16 protein-coding genes are annotated in these 17,065 nt (G+C 72.9%); 11 read left to right on the top strand and 5 right to left on the bottom strand.

The genetic code is table 11. The features are described from left to right. The first annotated feature begins 15 nt into the window (after positions 1-15). Positions 16-831 carry a hypothetical protein gene (locus ACGFI8_RS26945; RefSeq protein WP_392809012.1) on the top strand — a complete coding sequence of 272 codons (816 nt, stop codon included), beginning with the start codon at positions 16-18 and terminating at the stop codon, positions 829-831. Positions 832-854: 23 nt separating this feature from the next. Here ACGFI8_RS26945 and ACGFI8_RS26940 read toward each other — a convergent pair whose 3' ends face one another. From ACGFI8_RS26940 to ACGFI8_RS26930, 3 genes are all read right to left on the bottom strand, one after another. Then, entirely contained in the window at positions 855-2,360 is a 1,506-nt protein-coding gene (locus ACGFI8_RS26940; protein ID WP_392809011.1) for a hypothetical protein, read from the bottom strand. 164 nt (positions 2,361-2,524) lie between these two features. Beyond that, on the bottom strand, positions 2,525-3,394 hold the full coding sequence (locus ACGFI8_RS26935) for a universal stress protein (RefSeq protein WP_392809009.1): 870 nt from the start codon (positions 3,392-3,394) through the stop codon (positions 2,525-2,527). 31 nt (positions 3,395-3,425) lie between these two features. Next, positions 3,426-3,602: a hypothetical protein gene (locus tag ACGFI8_RS26930; protein WP_392809007.1), complete on the bottom strand. Its 177-nt coding sequence runs from the start codon at positions 3,600-3,602 to the stop codon at positions 3,426-3,428. Between ACGFI8_RS26930 and lipB the strand changes: the two genes are divergently transcribed. The 10 genes from lipB to ACGFI8_RS26880 all read left to right on the top strand — a co-directional run bounded on the left by lipB (position 3,601) and on the right by ACGFI8_RS26880 (position 15,532). After that, entirely contained in the window at positions 3,601-4,233 is a 633-nt protein-coding gene (gene lipB / locus ACGFI8_RS26925) for a lipoyl(octanoyl) transferase LipB (protein ID WP_392809006.1), read from the top strand. The two genes, ACGFI8_RS26930 and lipB, sit on opposite strands and share 2 nt — an antisense overlap. Positions 4,234-4,462: 229 nt before the next feature. Continuing rightward, complete coding sequence (locus ACGFI8_RS26920; RefSeq protein WP_392809004.1) at positions 4,463-5,764, top strand: extracellular solute-binding protein; 1,302 nt, start codon at positions 4,463-4,465, stop codon at positions 5,762-5,764. Further along, positions 5,761-6,633, top strand: a complete 873-nt coding sequence (locus ACGFI8_RS26915; RefSeq protein WP_392809002.1) for a carbohydrate ABC transporter permease — start codon at positions 5,761-5,763, stop codon at positions 6,631-6,633. The genes ACGFI8_RS26920 and ACGFI8_RS26915 overlap by 4 nt, the downstream gene beginning before the upstream one ends. Further along, the gene (locus tag ACGFI8_RS26910) at positions 6,630-7,454 is read left to right on the top strand and encodes a carbohydrate ABC transporter permease (protein WP_392809000.1); all 825 of its coding nucleotides are present in this window, start codon (positions 6,630-6,632) and stop codon (positions 7,452-7,454) included. The genes ACGFI8_RS26915 and ACGFI8_RS26910 overlap by 4 nt, the downstream gene beginning before the upstream one ends. Before the next feature lie 21 nt (positions 7,455-7,475). Continuing rightward, entirely contained in the window at positions 7,476-9,818 is a 2,343-nt protein-coding gene (gene yicI / locus ACGFI8_RS26905) for an alpha-xylosidase (RefSeq protein ID WP_392808998.1), read from the top strand. A gap of 15 nt (positions 9,819-9,833) precedes the next feature. After that, positions 9,834-12,788, top strand: coding sequence for a glycoside hydrolase family 3 C-terminal domain-containing protein (locus ACGFI8_RS26900; protein ID WP_392808996.1), 2,955 nt, complete (start codon positions 9,834-9,836; stop codon positions 12,786-12,788). A 264-nt stretch (positions 12,789-13,052) separates the two neighbouring features. Continuing rightward, entirely contained in the window at positions 13,053-13,544 is a 492-nt protein-coding gene (locus tag ACGFI8_RS26895; RefSeq protein WP_392808994.1) for a hypothetical protein, read from the top strand. A gap of 117 nt (positions 13,545-13,661) precedes the next feature. Beyond that, on the top strand, positions 13,662-13,811 hold the full coding sequence (locus ACGFI8_RS26890; RefSeq protein WP_392808992.1) for a hypothetical protein: 150 nt from the start codon (positions 13,662-13,664) through the stop codon (positions 13,809-13,811). Further along, positions 13,780-14,559 carry an aminotransferase class IV gene (locus ACGFI8_RS26885; RefSeq protein WP_392808991.1) on the top strand — a complete coding sequence of 260 codons (780 nt, stop codon included), beginning with the start codon at positions 13,780-13,782 and terminating at the stop codon, positions 14,557-14,559. The genes ACGFI8_RS26890 and ACGFI8_RS26885 overlap by 32 nt, the downstream gene beginning before the upstream one ends. 73 nt (positions 14,560-14,632) lie before the next feature. Continuing rightward, entirely contained in the window at positions 14,633-15,532 is a 900-nt protein-coding gene (locus ACGFI8_RS26880; RefSeq protein WP_392808990.1) for a class I SAM-dependent methyltransferase, read from the top strand. A 13-nt stretch (positions 15,533-15,545) separates the two neighbouring features. Here the strand turns inward: ACGFI8_RS26880 and ACGFI8_RS26875 are convergent, their stop codons facing one another. Both ACGFI8_RS26875 and ACGFI8_RS26870 read right to left on the bottom strand, forming a co-directional pair. Beyond that, positions 15,546-16,430, bottom strand: coding sequence for an ion transporter (locus ACGFI8_RS26875; protein ID WP_392808989.1), 885 nt, complete (start codon positions 16,428-16,430; stop codon positions 15,546-15,548). A 146-nt stretch (positions 16,431-16,576) separates the two neighbouring features. Next, positions 16,577-17,065: substrate-binding domain-containing protein (locus tag ACGFI8_RS26870; protein ID WP_392808987.1), on the bottom strand; the 489-nt coding region annotated here is incomplete at its 5' end.

Raw genomic sequence — 17,065 nt, 5'->3', positions numbered from 1 at the left:
GTGCACAATCGGGGCATGTCGAGGCGGCGCGCGTTGGTCGTTGCGGGGTCGGCGCTCGGGGCGCTGCTGGTGCTGGGCGCCGCGGCGACCGCGGTGTGGCGGTGGGACGCCTCGCGGGACCCGCAGGTGCGCGACAGCGTGGCCGCGATGGACCGCGGCGTCGCGGACGTGCTGACCGCGGCCGGTGCCGACGCGGCGGTGGCGGTGAGCGGGATGGTCCGGGCCGCGACCTGCTCGCTGGGCGTGCTGCGCGGCGGCGGCCGGTACAGCCGGGCCGCCGACCTGTTTGTGCCCGGCGGGCAGGAGGACGCGACCGTCACGCGGATCGAGCAGCAGCTCGGGGCGGCGTACCGGCCGCAGCGGGGCACGGCGCCGTCGGGCTGGGCCCGGCCGCTGGCCGCCACGGCGGATGGCGGCGTCCAGCTGTCGGTGCGGGAGCTCGGCCCGGGGTGGCTGGTGGCGCAGGCACAGACCGGCTGCGTCGCCGGCCCCGCGGCCGTGACCGACGCCAGCCCGGGGCCGGGGGACCCGGCGGTGCCCGCGATCGGCGCCGTGCTCGCCGCGCTCGGCACCGCGCCGGCCGGGTTCGACACGGCGTCGGTACCGTGCCCGGGCGGGGCGCCGGGTGGGCGGATCGAGACGGTGGCCGCGTACAGCGCGAGCACCGACAGCGGGCGGCTGGCCGACCGGGTGGCCGTGCCGCAGGGTGCGCGGGTCTTCGCGGTGGCCGCCTCGAACCGGGTCGCCTACCGCGACGGCACGGTCAGCGTCGTCGTGGACGCCACCGACGACGGCACCGCGGTCACCGTACGCCGGACCACGACCTGCTGAATCCCCGCCGGGCGCCGCCCGGGTCAGGCGCGCCCGTCCGCCCGGATGACCTGCGCCACCGCCGCGGCCATCCGGATCGATCCGATGCCGGTCGGGTGGAACGGGTCGCTGTCCTGCAACCCCTGCAGGTCGGCGCCCAGCCGGTCGCCGCCGTCCGTGCACAGCGGGGTCAGCCGTGGGGTGGCGAGGCTGAACCCGTACTTGCGCGCCCCGGCGGCGAGCACGTCGTTGAGCCCCTTGTTGCGGCTGGCCAGCAGGGTGATGTTGTTCGGGTTCAGCCCGGCCACGCCGGCCGGGCCCCGCGCGTCGGCGCAGTCCGCGTCCGGGCTGAACACGTCGTAGGAGTTGACGACGATGACCTGCGGGCGGCCGGGCAGGTCGTTGAGTCTGTGCAGCAGGTCGCCGTAGTCGCGGTCGAAGTCGGCCAGCCGGTAGTCGTACTCGCCCTGGGTGAACTTGTCCTGGCAGTCGGACACGGCGTAGCAGTACTGCAGGAAGTCGCCCCAGTACAGGTCGTTCGGGCCGATGACGACCGCGACGTATTTCAGCCCCTCCACCTGCTGCAGCACCCCGACCTGGGCGGGCAGGACGCGGCCGCCCTGCACCTGCGGGCCGAGCAGGCCGCGCGGGATGGAGGCGCCGGAGCAGGCCAGGTTGAGCACCCGCTGGCCGCGCAGGTTGCCGATCTCGGCGGCGAGGGAGTCGGCGCTGCGGCCGCAGGCGGTGTCGTCCTCGGTGGCGCCGGGCACCGGGGCGCCGCCGAGCCGGGCCGCGCGCGAGTCGCCGATCACCGCGCCGGTGTAGCCGGTCACCTTCGGGCCCACCGCCAGCGGCGGCAGCCGGTCGGCGCCGACGAGGTCGGACAGCGACCGCACGCCCCGCAGGCCCTGCACCGTGCCGGCGTACGCCAGCGTCCCGGCGCCGGCCCAGCCCAGCAGGGTGACCGCGACGGCGAGGAACGCCATCCGGCGGATCTGCCCCGCGCCGTTCTGCCACACCTCCGCGACCGTGAGCTGCCGGTGCACCGCCCGGCTCTGCCGGCGCAGGACGGCCAGGATGCGGATGTAGGCGGCGACGGCGGTCGCGGCGAGGGTGATGGCGAGCAGGCCGAGCGTCGCCCAGGCGTACCACCGCAGGAACCCGGCGCCGAGCGCGGACACCGCCGTCCCGCGGGTCCGGGAGGCCGACCTGGGGTTGACCGCGGCGGCCGCCGCCTCGTTGCGCTGGATCGGCCCGAGCGTCACCTGCGGCCGCAGTGGCCCGTAGACCTGCAGCGGCGCGATGTCGAGCCGCGTGTTGCCGATCTGCACCAGCCGGGCCGGGCCGGAGACCGTGAGGCTGGGGACGCGGGCGCCCACCGACAGGTTCTGGCCGGCGACCGTCAGATCCTGGGGTGGCGTCAGCCCGATGGCGGCCGGGACGCCGGCGAACAGGCAGAACGCCAGCAGCAACACCGTCGGCAGCGAGCGCGCCTCGCGCAGCAGGGCTCGCGGCCCGCGCCTGCGCGGTGACCTGACCTCAGATGTCACGACTCCCTCAGCACTCCGTCGGGGGCAACCACAGCGCTTCGCGGGCACCTGCGGCCGGGAGCCGCCCCCGCTGGGCTGCAAATGTACCCGGCCGCGGTGGACCGGCCGGGTGGCCGGCGGCGGGACGCCCGGCCGCCGCCCGGCGAGCCGGTCAGGCCGTTCACTCAGGACGGGGGAACCACCATCACGGGGCGGTGGGCGTGGTGCAGCGTCGCCTTGGCGACGCTGCCGAGCAGGATCTCGCGGGTCGCCGAGCGGCCGCGGGAGCCGATGACGAGGACGGCAGCCGCGTTCGTGCGCGCAAACGCCCCGAGCGACTCGGCCACGGTACGCGCGCGGAGGTGGCGGGGCTGCTCCTGCGGCTCCGTGGCGGGCGGCGCGCCGGCCGCGTCGGGGTCGGCCGGCGCGACCGTCGCCACGCCGTCCGGGCCGACCGTCGCGGCGATCGCCGGGCGGCCGGCGAACAGTTCGCGGGCACGGCGCCACGCGAGCGCCGAGTGCTTCGAGCCGTCCCAGCCGACCAGCGCGGGGCCCTGGGCGAGGGCGGTGTACTCCTCCAGCAGCAGCGGGTGGGGCACGACGATGACCGGGCGGGAGCTGTAGTGCACGACCATGTCCGACACGCTGCCGAGCAGGGCCCGCCCGGCGCGCAGGCCGCGGGAGCCGACGAGGATGACGTCGGCGCGGGTCTCGTCGGCGATCTGCGCGAGCTGGACGCCCTCGCCGCCGTACGTGCGCCTCGCGAGGTGCTCGGCGCTCCAGCCCGCGGCCACGGCCAGCTTGACCCCGACCTCGGCCAGCCGTTCGGCCTCGCGGCCGCCCTCGCGCTCGACCGCGTCCACGAACGTCTCGATGTCGCGCGAGCCGGTCCACAACCGCCGCCGCAGGCCCGCGTCCGCGTACGGCGGGCTCCACAGGTGGGCGACGACGGCGTGCGCGCCGGGCAGCAGCAGCGAGCCGGCGTCGATGGCCGTGCTCGCCGCGGGTGAGCCGTCGTATCCGACCAGCAGCCGGAGCCCGTTCGAAGTCCGCATGATGGTCCCGGCCCTACCCGGGCTACGCGCGTCAAACCACGGGCTGCCGGCGTCCCCCCGGTCTCTCGGCCCGGCTCCACCATTGCGCCAGGGCCACCGCGGCCAGCACCAGCAGCGCGCCGGCCAGTGCGAACCACACGCTGACCTCCGTCTTGCGGTGCTGCAGGGCTGCGCGGCAGGCGAGGCAGAATCGAACGGTGACGGGCATGGTGCGGGTGGATCTGGGCGAGGTCGGATACGCGGAGGCGATCGAGGCGATGCGCGGCTGGGTCGCCGAGCGGCAGGCCGGGACCGCGCCCGACCGGCTGTTTCTGCTCACCCACCCGCCCGTCGTCACGTACGGCCGGCACACGCCGCCGGAGGACCTGCCGCAGGACGGGTCGCTGCAGACAATCGAGGTCGACCGGGGCGGGCACGCGACCTACCACGGGCCGGGACAGCTCGTCGGCTACCTCGTCATGAACCTGCGCGAGCGGGGGCCCGGCGACGTCGTGCGCCGGCTCGAGCTCGGCCTCGTCGCGGCCCTCGCCGACCTGGGCTTCGCGACGGTACGCCGGGACACCCCCAAGGGCGCCGACAGCCTCGTCGGCGTGTGGACGCCGGAGCACCACAAGCTCGTGTCGATCGGGATGCGCATCCGCGGCGGCGTGACCAGCCACGGGTTCGCGCTCAACATCGACTCCGATCTCGGGGTGTACGAGCGGTTCACCGCCTGCCGGCTCCCGGGTGTCACGATGACGTCGCTGCGGCGGATGGCGGAGGCGGCCGGGGTCGCCACGCCCACGGAGGCGGCCGTCCGCGACGCGGTCGCCCGGCGCCTCGGCGCGGTGTCCGGCTGAGGCTGGAAGTTTCCGTTTCGCGGGGCCCCGGACCTCGGCGTCGCTGACCGGCTGTTGACAAGCGGCCGGTGAGTTCGTAGCTTCACTGTCGAAGCGCTTCGACAGGATTCCGAACAAACCCCCTCGGGACGCCGCGAAGCGGGCTGAGACGACAACGCCCACGAACCGCTGCGAGAACAAGCACACGGCGACACCCCCGCCGTGCCCTCACCCCACACCAGGAGCAGACGTGTTCACGCGCATCCGCAGCGCCGCCTTAGCCGCGGCGGCCATAATCGCCCTCGCCGGCCCGCTCGCCGCGTGCGGCGGCGACGACCAGCAGCAGGGCGACGGCAAGACCCTCAAGCTGTGGCACTACGAGGGCGCGAACAGCGCCATGGGCATCGCCTGGAACGAGGCCATCAAGCAGTTCGAGGCGTCCCACCCGGGCGCGAAGGTCGTGTTCGAGGAGAAGAGCTTCGAGCAGATCCGCCAGAGCGCCAACATGATCCTCAACTCCAACGACGCGCCTGACGTCATGGAGTACAACAAGGGCAACGCCAGCGCCGGCCTGCTGTCCAAGCAGGGCCTGCTCACCGACCTGTCGGCCGAGGCGGACAAGCGCGGCTGGAGCAAGGCGCTCACCCCGGGCCTGGCCACCACCGCGCGCTACGACCAGCGCGGCGTCATGGGTAGCGGCAAGTGGTACGGCGTGCCCAACTACGCCGAGTACGTCATGGCCTACTACAACAAGGACCTGTTCGCGAAGTACGACGTGCAGGTCCCGACGTCGATCGCCGAGCTGGAGACGGCGATGGACACGTTCAAGCGCAACGGGATCACCCCGCTGTCCGTCGGCGGCGCCGAGTATCCGGCCCAGCAGATCCTTTACCTGCTCGCCCTGTCGAAGGCGGACCGGGCGTGGGTCGAGGACTTCCAGCTGTACAAGAACAAGGTCGACTTCCACGGCCAGCAGCTGAGCTACGCCGCGAACACGTTCGCGGACTGGGTGGCCAAGGGCTACGTCGACAAGAACTCGGCCGGCATCAAGGCCGAGGACATGGGCGTGGCGTGGGAGCAGCAGAAGTCGCCGATCATGATCTCCGGCAGCTGGTGGTACGGCCGGATGGTCAAGGAGGCCACCTTCGGCTGGGGCACGTTCCTGTTCCCGGGCACGAAGCTGCACCCGGGCTCGAGCGGCAACCTGTGGGTGGTGCCGGCCAAGGCGAAGAACAAGCAGCTGGCGTACGACTTCATCGACATCACGATGAAGCCCGAGATCCAGAACCTGCTCGGCAACTCCGGCGGCATCCCGGTCGCGGCGGACACGTCGAAGATCACCGACGCGAAGAGCAAGGAGCTGATCGCCAACTTCGACGCCGTCACGAAGGACGACGGGATCGCCTTCTACCCGGACTGGCCGGCGCCCGGCTACTACGACGTGCTCGTCGCCGGCGTGCAGAAGCTCATCAACGGCTCGGCCAAGCCGGACGCGGTCCTCGACGAGATCGCCAAGCCGTACAACGACAACCGGGCGAACGTCGGCGGATGATGAACCGCAAGGGGTACTGGCCGTTTCTGGTGCCGGGCCTGGCCCTGTGCACGCTCGTCGTGGCGGTCCCGCTGCTCATGACGATCGGCACGAGCTTCACGGAGTGGTCCGGCGTGGGCTCCCCACGCTGGACCGGCCTGGCCAACTACGAGCGGCTCATGCACGACGACAACTTCTGGAAGTCCTTCCAGAACATCGTGCTGATGATCGTCGCCATGGCGGTGGTGCCGACCCTGCTGGGGCTGTTCCTCGCCGCCCTGTTGTTCGACTACGTGGCGCCGCGCCTGGGCGATCGCACCGCCCGGGCGCTGCGCTCCGGCCTGTACCTGCCGCAGGTGCTCCCGCTGGCCGTGACCGGCATCGTGTGGGGCTGGATCCTGCACCCGAGCTACGGCGCGCTCAACACCATCCTGGACAAGGCCGGCGTGGGCGCGCTGGCGCGCAACTGGCTCGGCGACGACCGGTACGCGCTGTACACCGTCATGGCCGTCATGCTCTGGGTGCAGATCGGCTACCCGGTCGTCATGTTCATGGCCGGCCTGCAGCGCGTCGACCCGGAGCTGTACGAGGCCGCGTCGCTCGACGGCGCCGGCTGGTGGCAGCGCTTCACCCGCATCGCCGTGCACCAGATCCGCCCGGAGATCGCGGTCGTGCTCATCACCACGACCATCGCGGCGCTGAAGGTGTTCGCCCAGATCTTCGTGCTTACCCGCGGCGGCCCGGGCAACGCCACGCTGGTGCCGTCTTACTTCGCGTACCAGAACTACTTCGAGCGCGCCAACGTCGGCTACGCCTCCGCGATGTCGACCGTGCTGGCCGTGCTCATCGTGCTGCTGACGTTCGTGTTCATCCGGGTGCAGGCCAAATGAGACTTTGGTTCGGGCGCTGGTTGGTGCTGGGCGTGCTGCTGGTCGTGGTCCTGCTGGTGCTCGCGCCGTTCGCGCTGATCGTGCTCAACGCGGTGAAGACGCCGCAGGACTACGCCGCGGGCGGCCCGCTGGGCCTGCCAGGGCGCCTGGACCTCTCCGGAATCTCGGCGTTCTGGACCCGCGTCGACTTCGGGCAGAAGCTGCTCAACAGCGCCCTCATCTCGGCCGCGGTGGCCGTGCTGGGCGTGCTGTTCTCGCTGCTGAACGCCTACGCGCTGGGCATCGGGCGGGTCCGCGGCCGCAACTGGTTCCTGGCCGCCTTCCTCATCGCCAACCTGGTACCGCAGGAAGCCCTCATCTACCCGCTGTACTACATCGCCAAGCAGTTCGACCTGTACGACACCAGGCTGGCGGTGATCATCATCTTCACCGCCATCCAGAGCGCGTTCGGCACGTTCCTGCTCGCCACCGTCCTGGCCGAGTTCCCGCCCGAGCTGCTCGACGCCGCCGCGATCGACGGCGCCGGCCGGCTGCGCACCCTGGTGCGCGTGGTGGCCCCGGTGAGCCGCCCGACCCTGGGTGTGCTGTTCACGTTCTTCTTCGTCTGGACGTGGAACGAGCTGTTCATCCCGCTCATCTTCCTGATCTCCAACTCGAACCAGACCGTCCCGGTCGCCCTGGGGGTCCTGCAGGGCGAACGCATGATGGACGCCACCACGACCAGCGCCTCGGCCCTGCTGGGCATCGCCCCGGCGGTCCTGTTCTTCCTGGTCTTCCAGCGCACCCTGACCCGCGGCGTCACCGCGGGCGCGGTCAAGTGAGCACCGACTGATGGAGCGCCCATGAAGTTCACCGACGGGTACTGGCAGCTGCGCGAAGGCGTGGAGCCCCAGTACCCCGTGCACGTCCACGACGTCGAGATCGGCGCCGACCGGCTGACGGTCTTCGCGCCGGCGAAGCGGATCACCGGGCGCGGGGACACCCTCAACATGCCCTTGCTCACCGTGGAGTGCACGGCCCCGGCCCCCGACGTCGTCGCCGTGCGCATCGCGGGGCACCTCGGCGGCGTGGACCGCGGCCCGCACTTCCGCATCGAGGCCGACCCGGCCGCCGCGCCGAAGGTGACCCGCGACGACGAATCCGTCACGTTCACCTCCGGCGCGCTGAGCGCCCGGTTCTCCCTCGGCGAGTGGCGGCTGGACTTCCTGGCCGGCGGGCGCGTGCTCACCGGCAGCCCCCGCAAGGCGATGGCGGCGCTGCGGACCCCGGACGGGCAGTTCCTGCGCGAGCAGCTCGACCTCGGCGTCGGTGAGACGGTCTACGGTCTCGGCGAGCGGTTCGGCCCGCTGGTGAAGAACGGCCAGACCGTCGACATCTGGAACGCCGACGGCGGCACGAGCAGCGAGCAGGCGTACAAGAACGTCCCGTTCTACGTCACGAGCGGCGGCTACGGCGTCTTCGTCAACGACCCCGGCCCGGTCTCCTTCGAGGTCGGCTCCGAGGCGGTGTCCCGGGTGCAGTTCAGCGTGCCCGGGCAGGTCCTGCAGTACCTGGTGGTGTACGGCCCGACGCCGCGGGACGTGCTGCGCAAGTACACCGCCCTGACCGGCCGGCCGGCGCTGCCGCCCGCGTGGTCGTTCGGGCTGTGGCTGTCGACCTCGTTCACCACGTCGTACGACGAGGCGACCGTGACGTCCATCGTGGACGGTATGGCCGAGCGGGGCCTGCCGCTGTCGGTGTTCCACTTCGACACGTTCTGGATGCGCGAGTTCCACTGGTGCGACTTCGAGTGGGACCCGCAGACCTTCCCCGACCCGGCCGGCATGCTCGCCCGGCTCAAGGCCAAGGGGCTGCGGATCTGCGTGTGGATCAACCCCTACATCGCGCAGCGCTCGCGCCTGTTCGCCGAGGGGGCCGCGGCCGGGTACCTCGTGCGCCGCGAGAACGGCGACGTCTGGCAGTGGGATCGCTGGCAGGCCGGCATGGGCCTGGTCGACTTCACCGACCCGCAGGCGCGGCGCTGGTTCCAGGACCGGCTGCGGGCGCTGCTGGACATGGGCGTCGACGCCTTCAAGTCCGACTTCGGCGAGCGCATCCCCACCGACGTCGTGTGGGCCGACGGCGCCGACCCGCTGCGGATGCACAACTACTACACCCACCTGTACAACGAGGCCGTCTTCGAGGTGCTGCGGGAGCACCGCGGCGAGGGCGAGGCGGTGCTGTTCGCCCGCTCCGCGACCGTCGGCGGCCAGCGTTTCCCGGTGCACTGGGGCGGCGACTGCGCCTCGACGTTCCCGTCGATGGCCGAGAGCCTTCGCGGCGGGCTGTCGCTGGCCATGTCCGGCTTCGGCTTCTGGAGCCACGACATCGGCGGCTTCGAGGGCACCCCGGACCCGGCGGTCTTCACCCGCTGGATTCCGTTCGGGCTGCTGTCCTCGCACAGCCGGCTGCACGGCAACGAGTCCTACCGGGTGCCGTGGCTCTTCGGCGACGACGCGGTCGCCGTGCTCGGCGAGTTCACCCGGCTCAAGGCGCGGCTCATGCCGTACCTCTACGCCGCCGCCGTCACCGCCCACCGCGAGGGCCTGCCGATGATGCGGCCGATGGCGCTGGAGTTCCCCGACGACCCCGCCTGCGCCAACCTGGACCGGCAGTACCTGCTGGGCGACTCCATCCTCGTCGCGCCGGTGTTCAGCGCCGACGGCGACACCACGTTCTACCTGCCGGCGGGCCGCTGGACGGACCTGCGCGGCGGGGAGGTGCTGACCGGGCCGGGCTGGTTCCGGCGCCGGTACGGGATCGGCGACCTGCCGGTGTTCGTCCGGCCCGGCTCGGTCATCGCACTCGGGGCGCGCGACGATCGCCCCGACTACGACTACGCCGACGGCGTGACGCTGCGGGTGTACGAGCTGCCCGACGGTGCCGGCACCACCGTTGAGATTCCCACCCTCCAGGGCCGGCCCGCCGCCACGTTCACCGTGCGTGTGACTGGCAACGGGACCGGGACCGTCGTCGAGGTGCGCCGCGGCGGGAGCGCGGCGCCCTGGCGGGTGCAGCTGGCCGGCGTCGCCGCGGTGGCAGCCGTCGACGCCGGCCGGCTCGCTCCCGACCCCGGTCCCGAATCCGCGGGCGTCCTCATCGAGGCGGACGCCGGCACCGAGCTGGTGATCGTGCACCTCCCCTGAATCAGGAGGCACCGCATGTACAGGCGCGTACTCGTCGCCAACGTCGCCGCCGTCGCCCTGGCCATGGCCCTGGCACCCCCGGTGGCGTTGGCGGCGAACCCGCAGTTCGACTTCCAGAACCCCAGACTGCCGCTGCAGGTCCGCGTGAACGACCTCGTCGGGCGGCTCACCCTGGACGAGAAGATCTCGCTGCTGCACCAGTACCAGCCCGCGATTGCGCGCCTCGGCATCGGACTGTTCAAGTCCGGCACCGAGGCGCTGCACGGCGTCGCCTGGTCCAACGACTACCACCACAACGGCGACGTCGTCACCGCTACGGCGACGCAGTACCCGCAGGCGATCGGCCTGGCCAGCACCTGGGACCCCGCGCTGCTGCGGCGGGTCGGCTCGGCCGTCGGCGACGAGGCCCGCGAGTTGCACGCGGCCAACCCCGACGTGTTCGGGCTCAACCTGTGGGCGCCGGTCGTCAACCCGCTGCGCGACCCGCGGTGGGGCCGCAACGAGGAGGGCTACAGCGAGGACCCCTGGCTCACCGGCCAGCTCGCCACCGCCTACGCCGGCGGCATGGCGGGCGGGGATTCCGCAGATCGCTTCTACCTGAAGGCCGCCCCGACGCTCAAGCACTACCTCGCCTACAACAACGAGGTCCGCCGGGACACGACGTCGGCCTCCGTGCCGCCGCGGGTGCTGCACGAATACGACGAGACCGCGTTCCGCATCCCGCTGCAGGCCGGCGCGGCCACCGGCGTGATGCCCTCGTACAACCTCGTCAACGGCCGCCCCAACACCGTCAGCCCGGAGCTGGACGCGATCCGGGCCTGGAGCGCGTGGCCGCTGTTCAACCCCAGCGACGCTTACGCCCCCGGCAACCTGACCGGCTCCGAGGCGTACTACGCCACCCAGGCCGAGGCGGACGCCGCCGCCATCAAGGCCGGCCTCAACAGCTTCACCCAGGACAACACCGACCCGGCCGCGACCGTGACCGCCGTCCGCACCGCGCTCGACCGGGGCCTGCTCACCGTCGCCGACATCGACGACGCCGTGAAACAGAGCCTGTCCCTGCGCTTCCGCCTCGGCGAGTTCGACCCCGGCGGCGGACCCTACGCCAAGGTCAAGGCGTCCACGGTGGACAACCAGCGACTGGCCCGCCAGGCCGCGGCCGAGTCCACGGTACTGCTGAAGAACTCCGGCGTGCTGCCGCTGCGCCCCGGCGGGCGCGTCGCCGTCGTCGGGCCGCTCGCCGACACCGTCTACAGCGACTGGTACGGCGGCAACATGCCGTACCAGGTGACCCCGCGACAGGGCATCGCCGAGCGCTCGCGGGTCACCTTCAGCGAGGGCGTCGACCGCATCGCGCTGCGGGACGCCGGCACCGGCCGGTACGTCGCCGGCGGCTCCGGCTCGGGCAACGGCCAGCTCGCCGCCACCTCGGCCACCGCCGACACCGGCGCCCAGTTCGACGTGTTCGACTGGGGCGCGGGCATCGTGACGCTGCGCAACGTCGCCAACGGCCTGACCGTCGGCTACAACTGGTCCGGGTTCGCCGCCGACCAGGCGCAGCCCAACGGCTGGTTCGTGCAGCAGCAGTTCGCGCTCGAGGCCCGCCCCGACGGCAACGTCGTGCTGCGCTACGCCGGTTACGAGTCCGCCTTCGACTGGGCGCCGTCGTACCACACGCCGTACGTCGTCGTGCAGCCCGACGGCACCCTCAACCTCGGCGCCGCCACCGCCGAGGCCGCCACCGAGTTCACCCGCGAGGTCGTCAGCACCGGCGTGGACGGCGCTGTGGCCGCCGCCACCGGCGCCGACGCGGCCGTCGTCGTGGTGGGCAGCATGCCGTTCATCAACGGGCGCGAGGACCACGACCGCACCGACCTCGAGCTCGCCGCCGGGCAGGAGGCGCTCGTGCGGGCGGTGCGGCAGGCCAACCCGAACACGGTCGTCGTGGTCGAGAACAGCTACCCGACCGCGCTGAACTGGGAGCAGGCCAACGCCCCGGCGCTGCTGTGGACCAGCCACGGCGGGCAGGAGACCGGGCACGGCCTCGCCGACGTGCTCTACGGCGACGTCAACCCCTCCGGCCGGCTGACCCAGACGTGGTACCGCAGCGCGGACGGCCTGCCGTCCATCACCGACTACGACGTCATCGGCTCGAAGCGCACCTACCAGTACTCCACCGGCGACCCGCTCTACCCGCTCGGGTACGGCCTGTCGTACACCACGTTCCGCTATGGACGGCCCCAGCTGAGTTCGTCCACGATGGACGAGCGCGGCACCGTGCGGGTCTGGCTCGACGTCACCAACACCGGCTCGCGGGCCGGCGACGAGGTCGTGCAGCTCTACACGCACCAGCGCGCCTCCCGCGTGGAGCAGCCGCTCAAGCAGCTGCGGGGCTTCCAGCGGGTACACCTGGAGGCCGGGCAGACGAAGCGGGTCACCTTCTCGCTCGCCGCGACGGACCTGCGCTTCTGGGACGTGACCCGCGGCCGCTGGGTCGTCGAGGACGCCACCCACGACGTCATGATCGGCGCCTCGTCGGCCGACATCCGGTCCACCGCCCAGCTGCGGGTGCGGGGCGAGACGATCCCGGCCCGTGACCTGCGCTCGGTGCGCGCCGAGAACTTCGACTCGTACCGCGGCACGATCCTCGTCGACGAAACGAAGGCGGCCGGCACGTCGGTCGCCGCGACCGGGGCCGGGCAGTGGGTCCGCTACGCCGACGCCGACCTGCGCGGCAACCCGTCGGCGTTCCGCGCCCGCGTCGCGAGCCCCGGCGCGCCGACCTCGATCCAGGTCCGCCTCGACGACCCGGTCGGGGGCCGGCTCCTGGCCACGGTGAACGTTCCGGCGACCGCCGGCGTGTACTCGTACGCGGACGTCGCCGCCGCCCTGCCGCGCACCGGCGGCCGGCACGACGTCTACCTGGTGTTCGGCGGCCCCGCGCGGCTGTCGACCTTCTCGTTGCACTGAGTGATCGGGGGCCGGCGCCGTATGTGGGGCGGCGCCGGCCCTCCCAAGCGGGCATCGCCCTCACGCCATCAGGGTGCGCAGCTCCTCGCCGGCCCCCCGCGCCCGCCGGTCAATTGTCGCGCTGCGGCCAATGTCGTGGCACCGCTCGACCTCTGATGGCCGGGCGGCGCGGGTGCTTGCGATCACGCGCCTGTGGATAGAAGATCTCCTATGCACGTGCGCCGCCCCGCACATTCCCCGCACCCCCGACAAGAGGAGACGTCGATGAGACGAGCTCGCTTCGCCGCAATCCCGGCCGCCGCCGCGGCCGCCGTCCTGGCGTTCCCGGCCGCTGCCCAGGCCGCCGTTATCACGCAGCCGTTCGCCGCCGACTCCGGCGACAGCTGCCGGTACGGCTCCACCGATGGCACGCTCGGCTGGCAGTACGGCTCGGCCTCGCCGCTGCCCACGGCCGGTGTGGCCGTCTCGGGCAAGCTGGCCGACCGGCCCCTGCCGACCGACCCGGCCGCCACCTGCGGCGACGACGGGTACTCCAGCACCGTCACGTTCGTCGCCTACGCGGGCAACGTCGAGGTGGGCCGGCAGTCCCGCACGGCCGACAACACCACGACGAGCTTCTCGTTCGTCCTGGGCGCCGGCTCGAACTCGACCGGCGTCAACCGCGTGGTGGTCCAGGTCTGCCGCAACCCGGTCGTCACCCTGCCGCCGAGCTACTGCGGCAAGGCGGTCACGTATCTGGCGCCGCCCGTCGCCTGACCCCGGCGACAACGCCCCCGGCCGTTTGCCTCAAGGCGGCCGGGGGCCCGCCGAACTGGCCGGTGTAGCGACCCGCACCGCGGCGGCGCGATCGAGGAGTCGACGTGGGAGGAGCGGGTGCCAAGCGACGCGCCCGTCCACACTGAGCTGGCCGGCAGCCCGCTGGTGAAGATCGGCACCCGCATGCTCGCCCGCCTCGACCTCGCCGCGGTCGCCCGCACTATGGTTGGCGATCGTGAACACGGCGACGATCCGGGTCGAGGTTGACGGCCGCGAGCCCAGGCTCGAGGAGCTGTACCACCCGATCCTGGCCAACTACGGCCACTTCACCGCCATGCAGGTGCGCGGCGGCCGGGTGCGCGGCCTCGGGCTGCACCTCGACCGGCTCGCCACCGCCACCCGCGAGCTGTTCGGTGTGGAGCTGGACACCGGCCTGGTGCGCGCCCGCCTGGCCCACGCGATCCGCGACGTGCCGGACGCGGCGGTGCGCATCAACGTGTACCGCCCGGACGAGCTCATGCTGATGGTCGTCGTCCGGCCGCCCGCGCCGGCGCCGTCCGCCCCGGTCTCGCTGCGCTCGGTGCGCTATGAGCGCCCCGCCGCCCACATCAAGCACGTGGGCGGCTTCGGCCAGGGCTACCACGGCCGGCGCGCCGAGGCCGAGGGCTTCGACGACGCCCTGCTGACCGACCACACCGGCGCGGTGGAGGAGTCGGCGATCGCCAACATCGGCTTCTTCGACGGCACGGGCGTGACCTGGCCGACGGCGCCGCACCTGCCGGGCATCGCCATGCTCCTGCTGGCCCCGCGCCTGCCCGCCGCCGGCCTGCCGTCGCGCCGCGCCCAGGTGCTGCTGGCCGATCTGCCGTCGTACCGCGCCGCGTTCATCACCAACTCGATCGGCACCGCCGCCGTGCGCCGCATCGACGACGTCGACTACGGCGTGGACGCCGGCCTGATGCGCCGCCTGGCCGAGGCGGAGGCCACCATCCCCTGGGACGAGATCCGGCCCTGACCGAGGCGCCGAGGATCTCGGCCGGGCCCTCGTGGGCGCCGAACGCGTGCGGCACCATCGCTACAGTTGCCCCATGCCTGCGCACCATCACGGCCATCATCACCAGGGCCACCACGGCCGGAGCCACCACGGCCACGACCATGGCGAAGGCCTCGCCGAACTGCTCGACCTCGACGCGGAGGTGCTGCGCGAATACCACGCCGGCGTCGTGGGCTGGGTCCGCGAGCACGCCGCCGGCCGCGAGCCCGCCACGATCGTCGACCTGGGCGCCGGCACCGGCACCGGGACCCTTGAACTGCTCACCCAGTTCCCCGCGGCGAGCGCCGTCGCCGTCGACAGCGACGCCGGCATGCTCGACCGGCTCGCCGCCAAGGCCGCGCGGCGCGGGCTCGACGGCCGGATCCGGACCGTGGTCGCCGACCTCGACGCCGGCTGGCCTGCCGGCCTCGGCGAGGCCGACCTGGTGTGGGCGGCCAACTCCATGCACCATATGGCCGATCCCGGCCGGGTGCTGCGCGACATCCACGCCGCCCTGCCCGCCGGCGGGCTGCTCGCGCTGGTCGAGCTGGAGTCGTTCCCGCGCTTCCTGCCGGCCGACGCCGGCGTCGGCCGCCCGGGCCTGGAGGAGCGCTGCCACGAGGCCATGGCCCACCGCCGCGCCGAGGACATGCCGCACCTGGGCGCCGACTGGGCCGCCGCGCTGACCGGGGCCGGGTTCGAGGTGCGCGCCGAGCGCCGCTTCGCCGCCGACCTGGCGGCCCCGGCGCCCGAGGCGACCGGCCGCTACGCCCTGGCCTCGCTGCGCCGCGCCCGCGAGGCCCTCGCCGACGACCTTGCCGACGACCTCGCCGACGACGACGTCGCGGCGCTCGACGCGCTGCTCGACGAGCACGGCCCGCACTCGATCCTGCGCCGCACCGACCTCACCGTCCGGGCCGAGCGCCTCGGCTGGATCGCCGCCCGCCCGTCGTGACCCGGCCGGCCGGTCAGCGCGGCGCGCCCGCCTCCACCGGCAGCGGTGGGCGCGGCAGCGCGGCGTGCCCGGATGACCTGGAGCGGGCGTACTCCCGCTCCAGCTCCTCCAGGGCGGTGCGCAGGACGGCCAGGCGCTGCTCCATGCCCGCGTCCGGCGCCGGGGCCGGCTCCTTCTCGACCTGGTGCGCCTCCTGCAGGGCGTTGAGCACGATGCCGACGAGGAGGTTGGTCAGCAGGTACGACGCGGCGATCATGTACGACAGGTAGTACACGATCCCCCACTCCGTCACCTCGCGGCCGGCCTGCAGCGTGTCGGTGATGCCGTCCAGCGACAGCAGCAGGAACAGGGTGAGCATCGCCTGGCCGATGGTGCCGTACTCCTCCGGGTACGCCTTGCCGAAGACCATCCAGCCGAGCATCGCGTAGCCGTAGAGCACCAGCACCGTGATGAGCAGGAAGCTGCCCAGGCCGGGCAGGCTGCGCCGGATGCCGACGAGGATCACCCGCAGGCTCGGGAAGAGCCGGAACGCCCGCACGATGCGGGCCAGGCGCAGCAGCCGCAGCACGGTCACGTTCTCCCGCACGCCCGGCACCAGCGGCGCGAGGATGATCGCGAGGTCGAAGAGATTCCAGCCGTCGCGGAAGAAGCCGCCGGGCCGCGGCAGGTGCGCCGCGAGGCGGATGAGCAGCTCCACCGAGAAGCAGGCGAGGAAGGCGTACTCCACGACGTGGAACGCCGGACCCGCCGTGGCGACGACGCTGCGGTACGTCTCCAGGCCGAGGGTCAGGGCGTTGAGCACGATGACGGCGAACGAGGCGACGTTGAACCAAGGGGCGGCCACCAATGCACGGCACGCGGCCGCCATCCGGGACACCGCAGTCGGCGTGCTGTCCACGGTGCGCGAGCCTACACAGCGGTCGGCCACCCGGCCGAAAGCGGGCGGTACTGTCCGCGACCGACGGGACGGTCGCCGCGGGCCAGGTGAACCATCCGGTGACCTGGAGCCGCCCCTGACGGCCGAAACGGCGCCCGGTCGATCGTTCAGCGGGCCGGGGCGACGCCGGTGGACTCGCGCACGATCAGGCGGCCGGGCTGGCGTACCACCCCGGAGTGCTGCTCGCCGTCCAGCACCGCGAACAGGTGCTGCACCGCCGTCGCCCCCAGTTGTTCGAGGTTGAGGTCGACGGTGGTGAGTGGTGGGCGGCATTCGGTGGCGAAGACTTCCCAGTTGTCGTAGCCGACGAGGGCGACGTCGTCGGGGACGGTGCGGCCGAGTTCGCGGAGGGCTTCGGCGGCGCCGGAGGCGATCTGGTCGTTGCCGCAGAAGATGGCGTCGATGTCGGGGTGGGCGGCCAGCAACCGTGCCGTGGCGTGCCGGCCCCAGCGTTGTGACCATTGGCCGAACTGTGGTTCGGCGGCGAGGGGCAGGCCGGCGGCGTCGAGGACCTCGGTCAGCGCCGCGGCGCGGTCGCGGGCGGCGCGGTAGCCGAGGTCGCCGGTGATGTGGGCGATGTGGCGGCGGCCGAGGGA

It is taken from the genome of Dactylosporangium sp. NPDC048998, assembly GCF_043197855.1.
Taxonomy (GTDB): Bacteria; Actinomycetota; Actinomycetes; order Mycobacteriales; family Micromonosporaceae; genus Dactylosporangium.
This window is presented reverse-complemented; position numbering and strand designations above follow the sequence as displayed.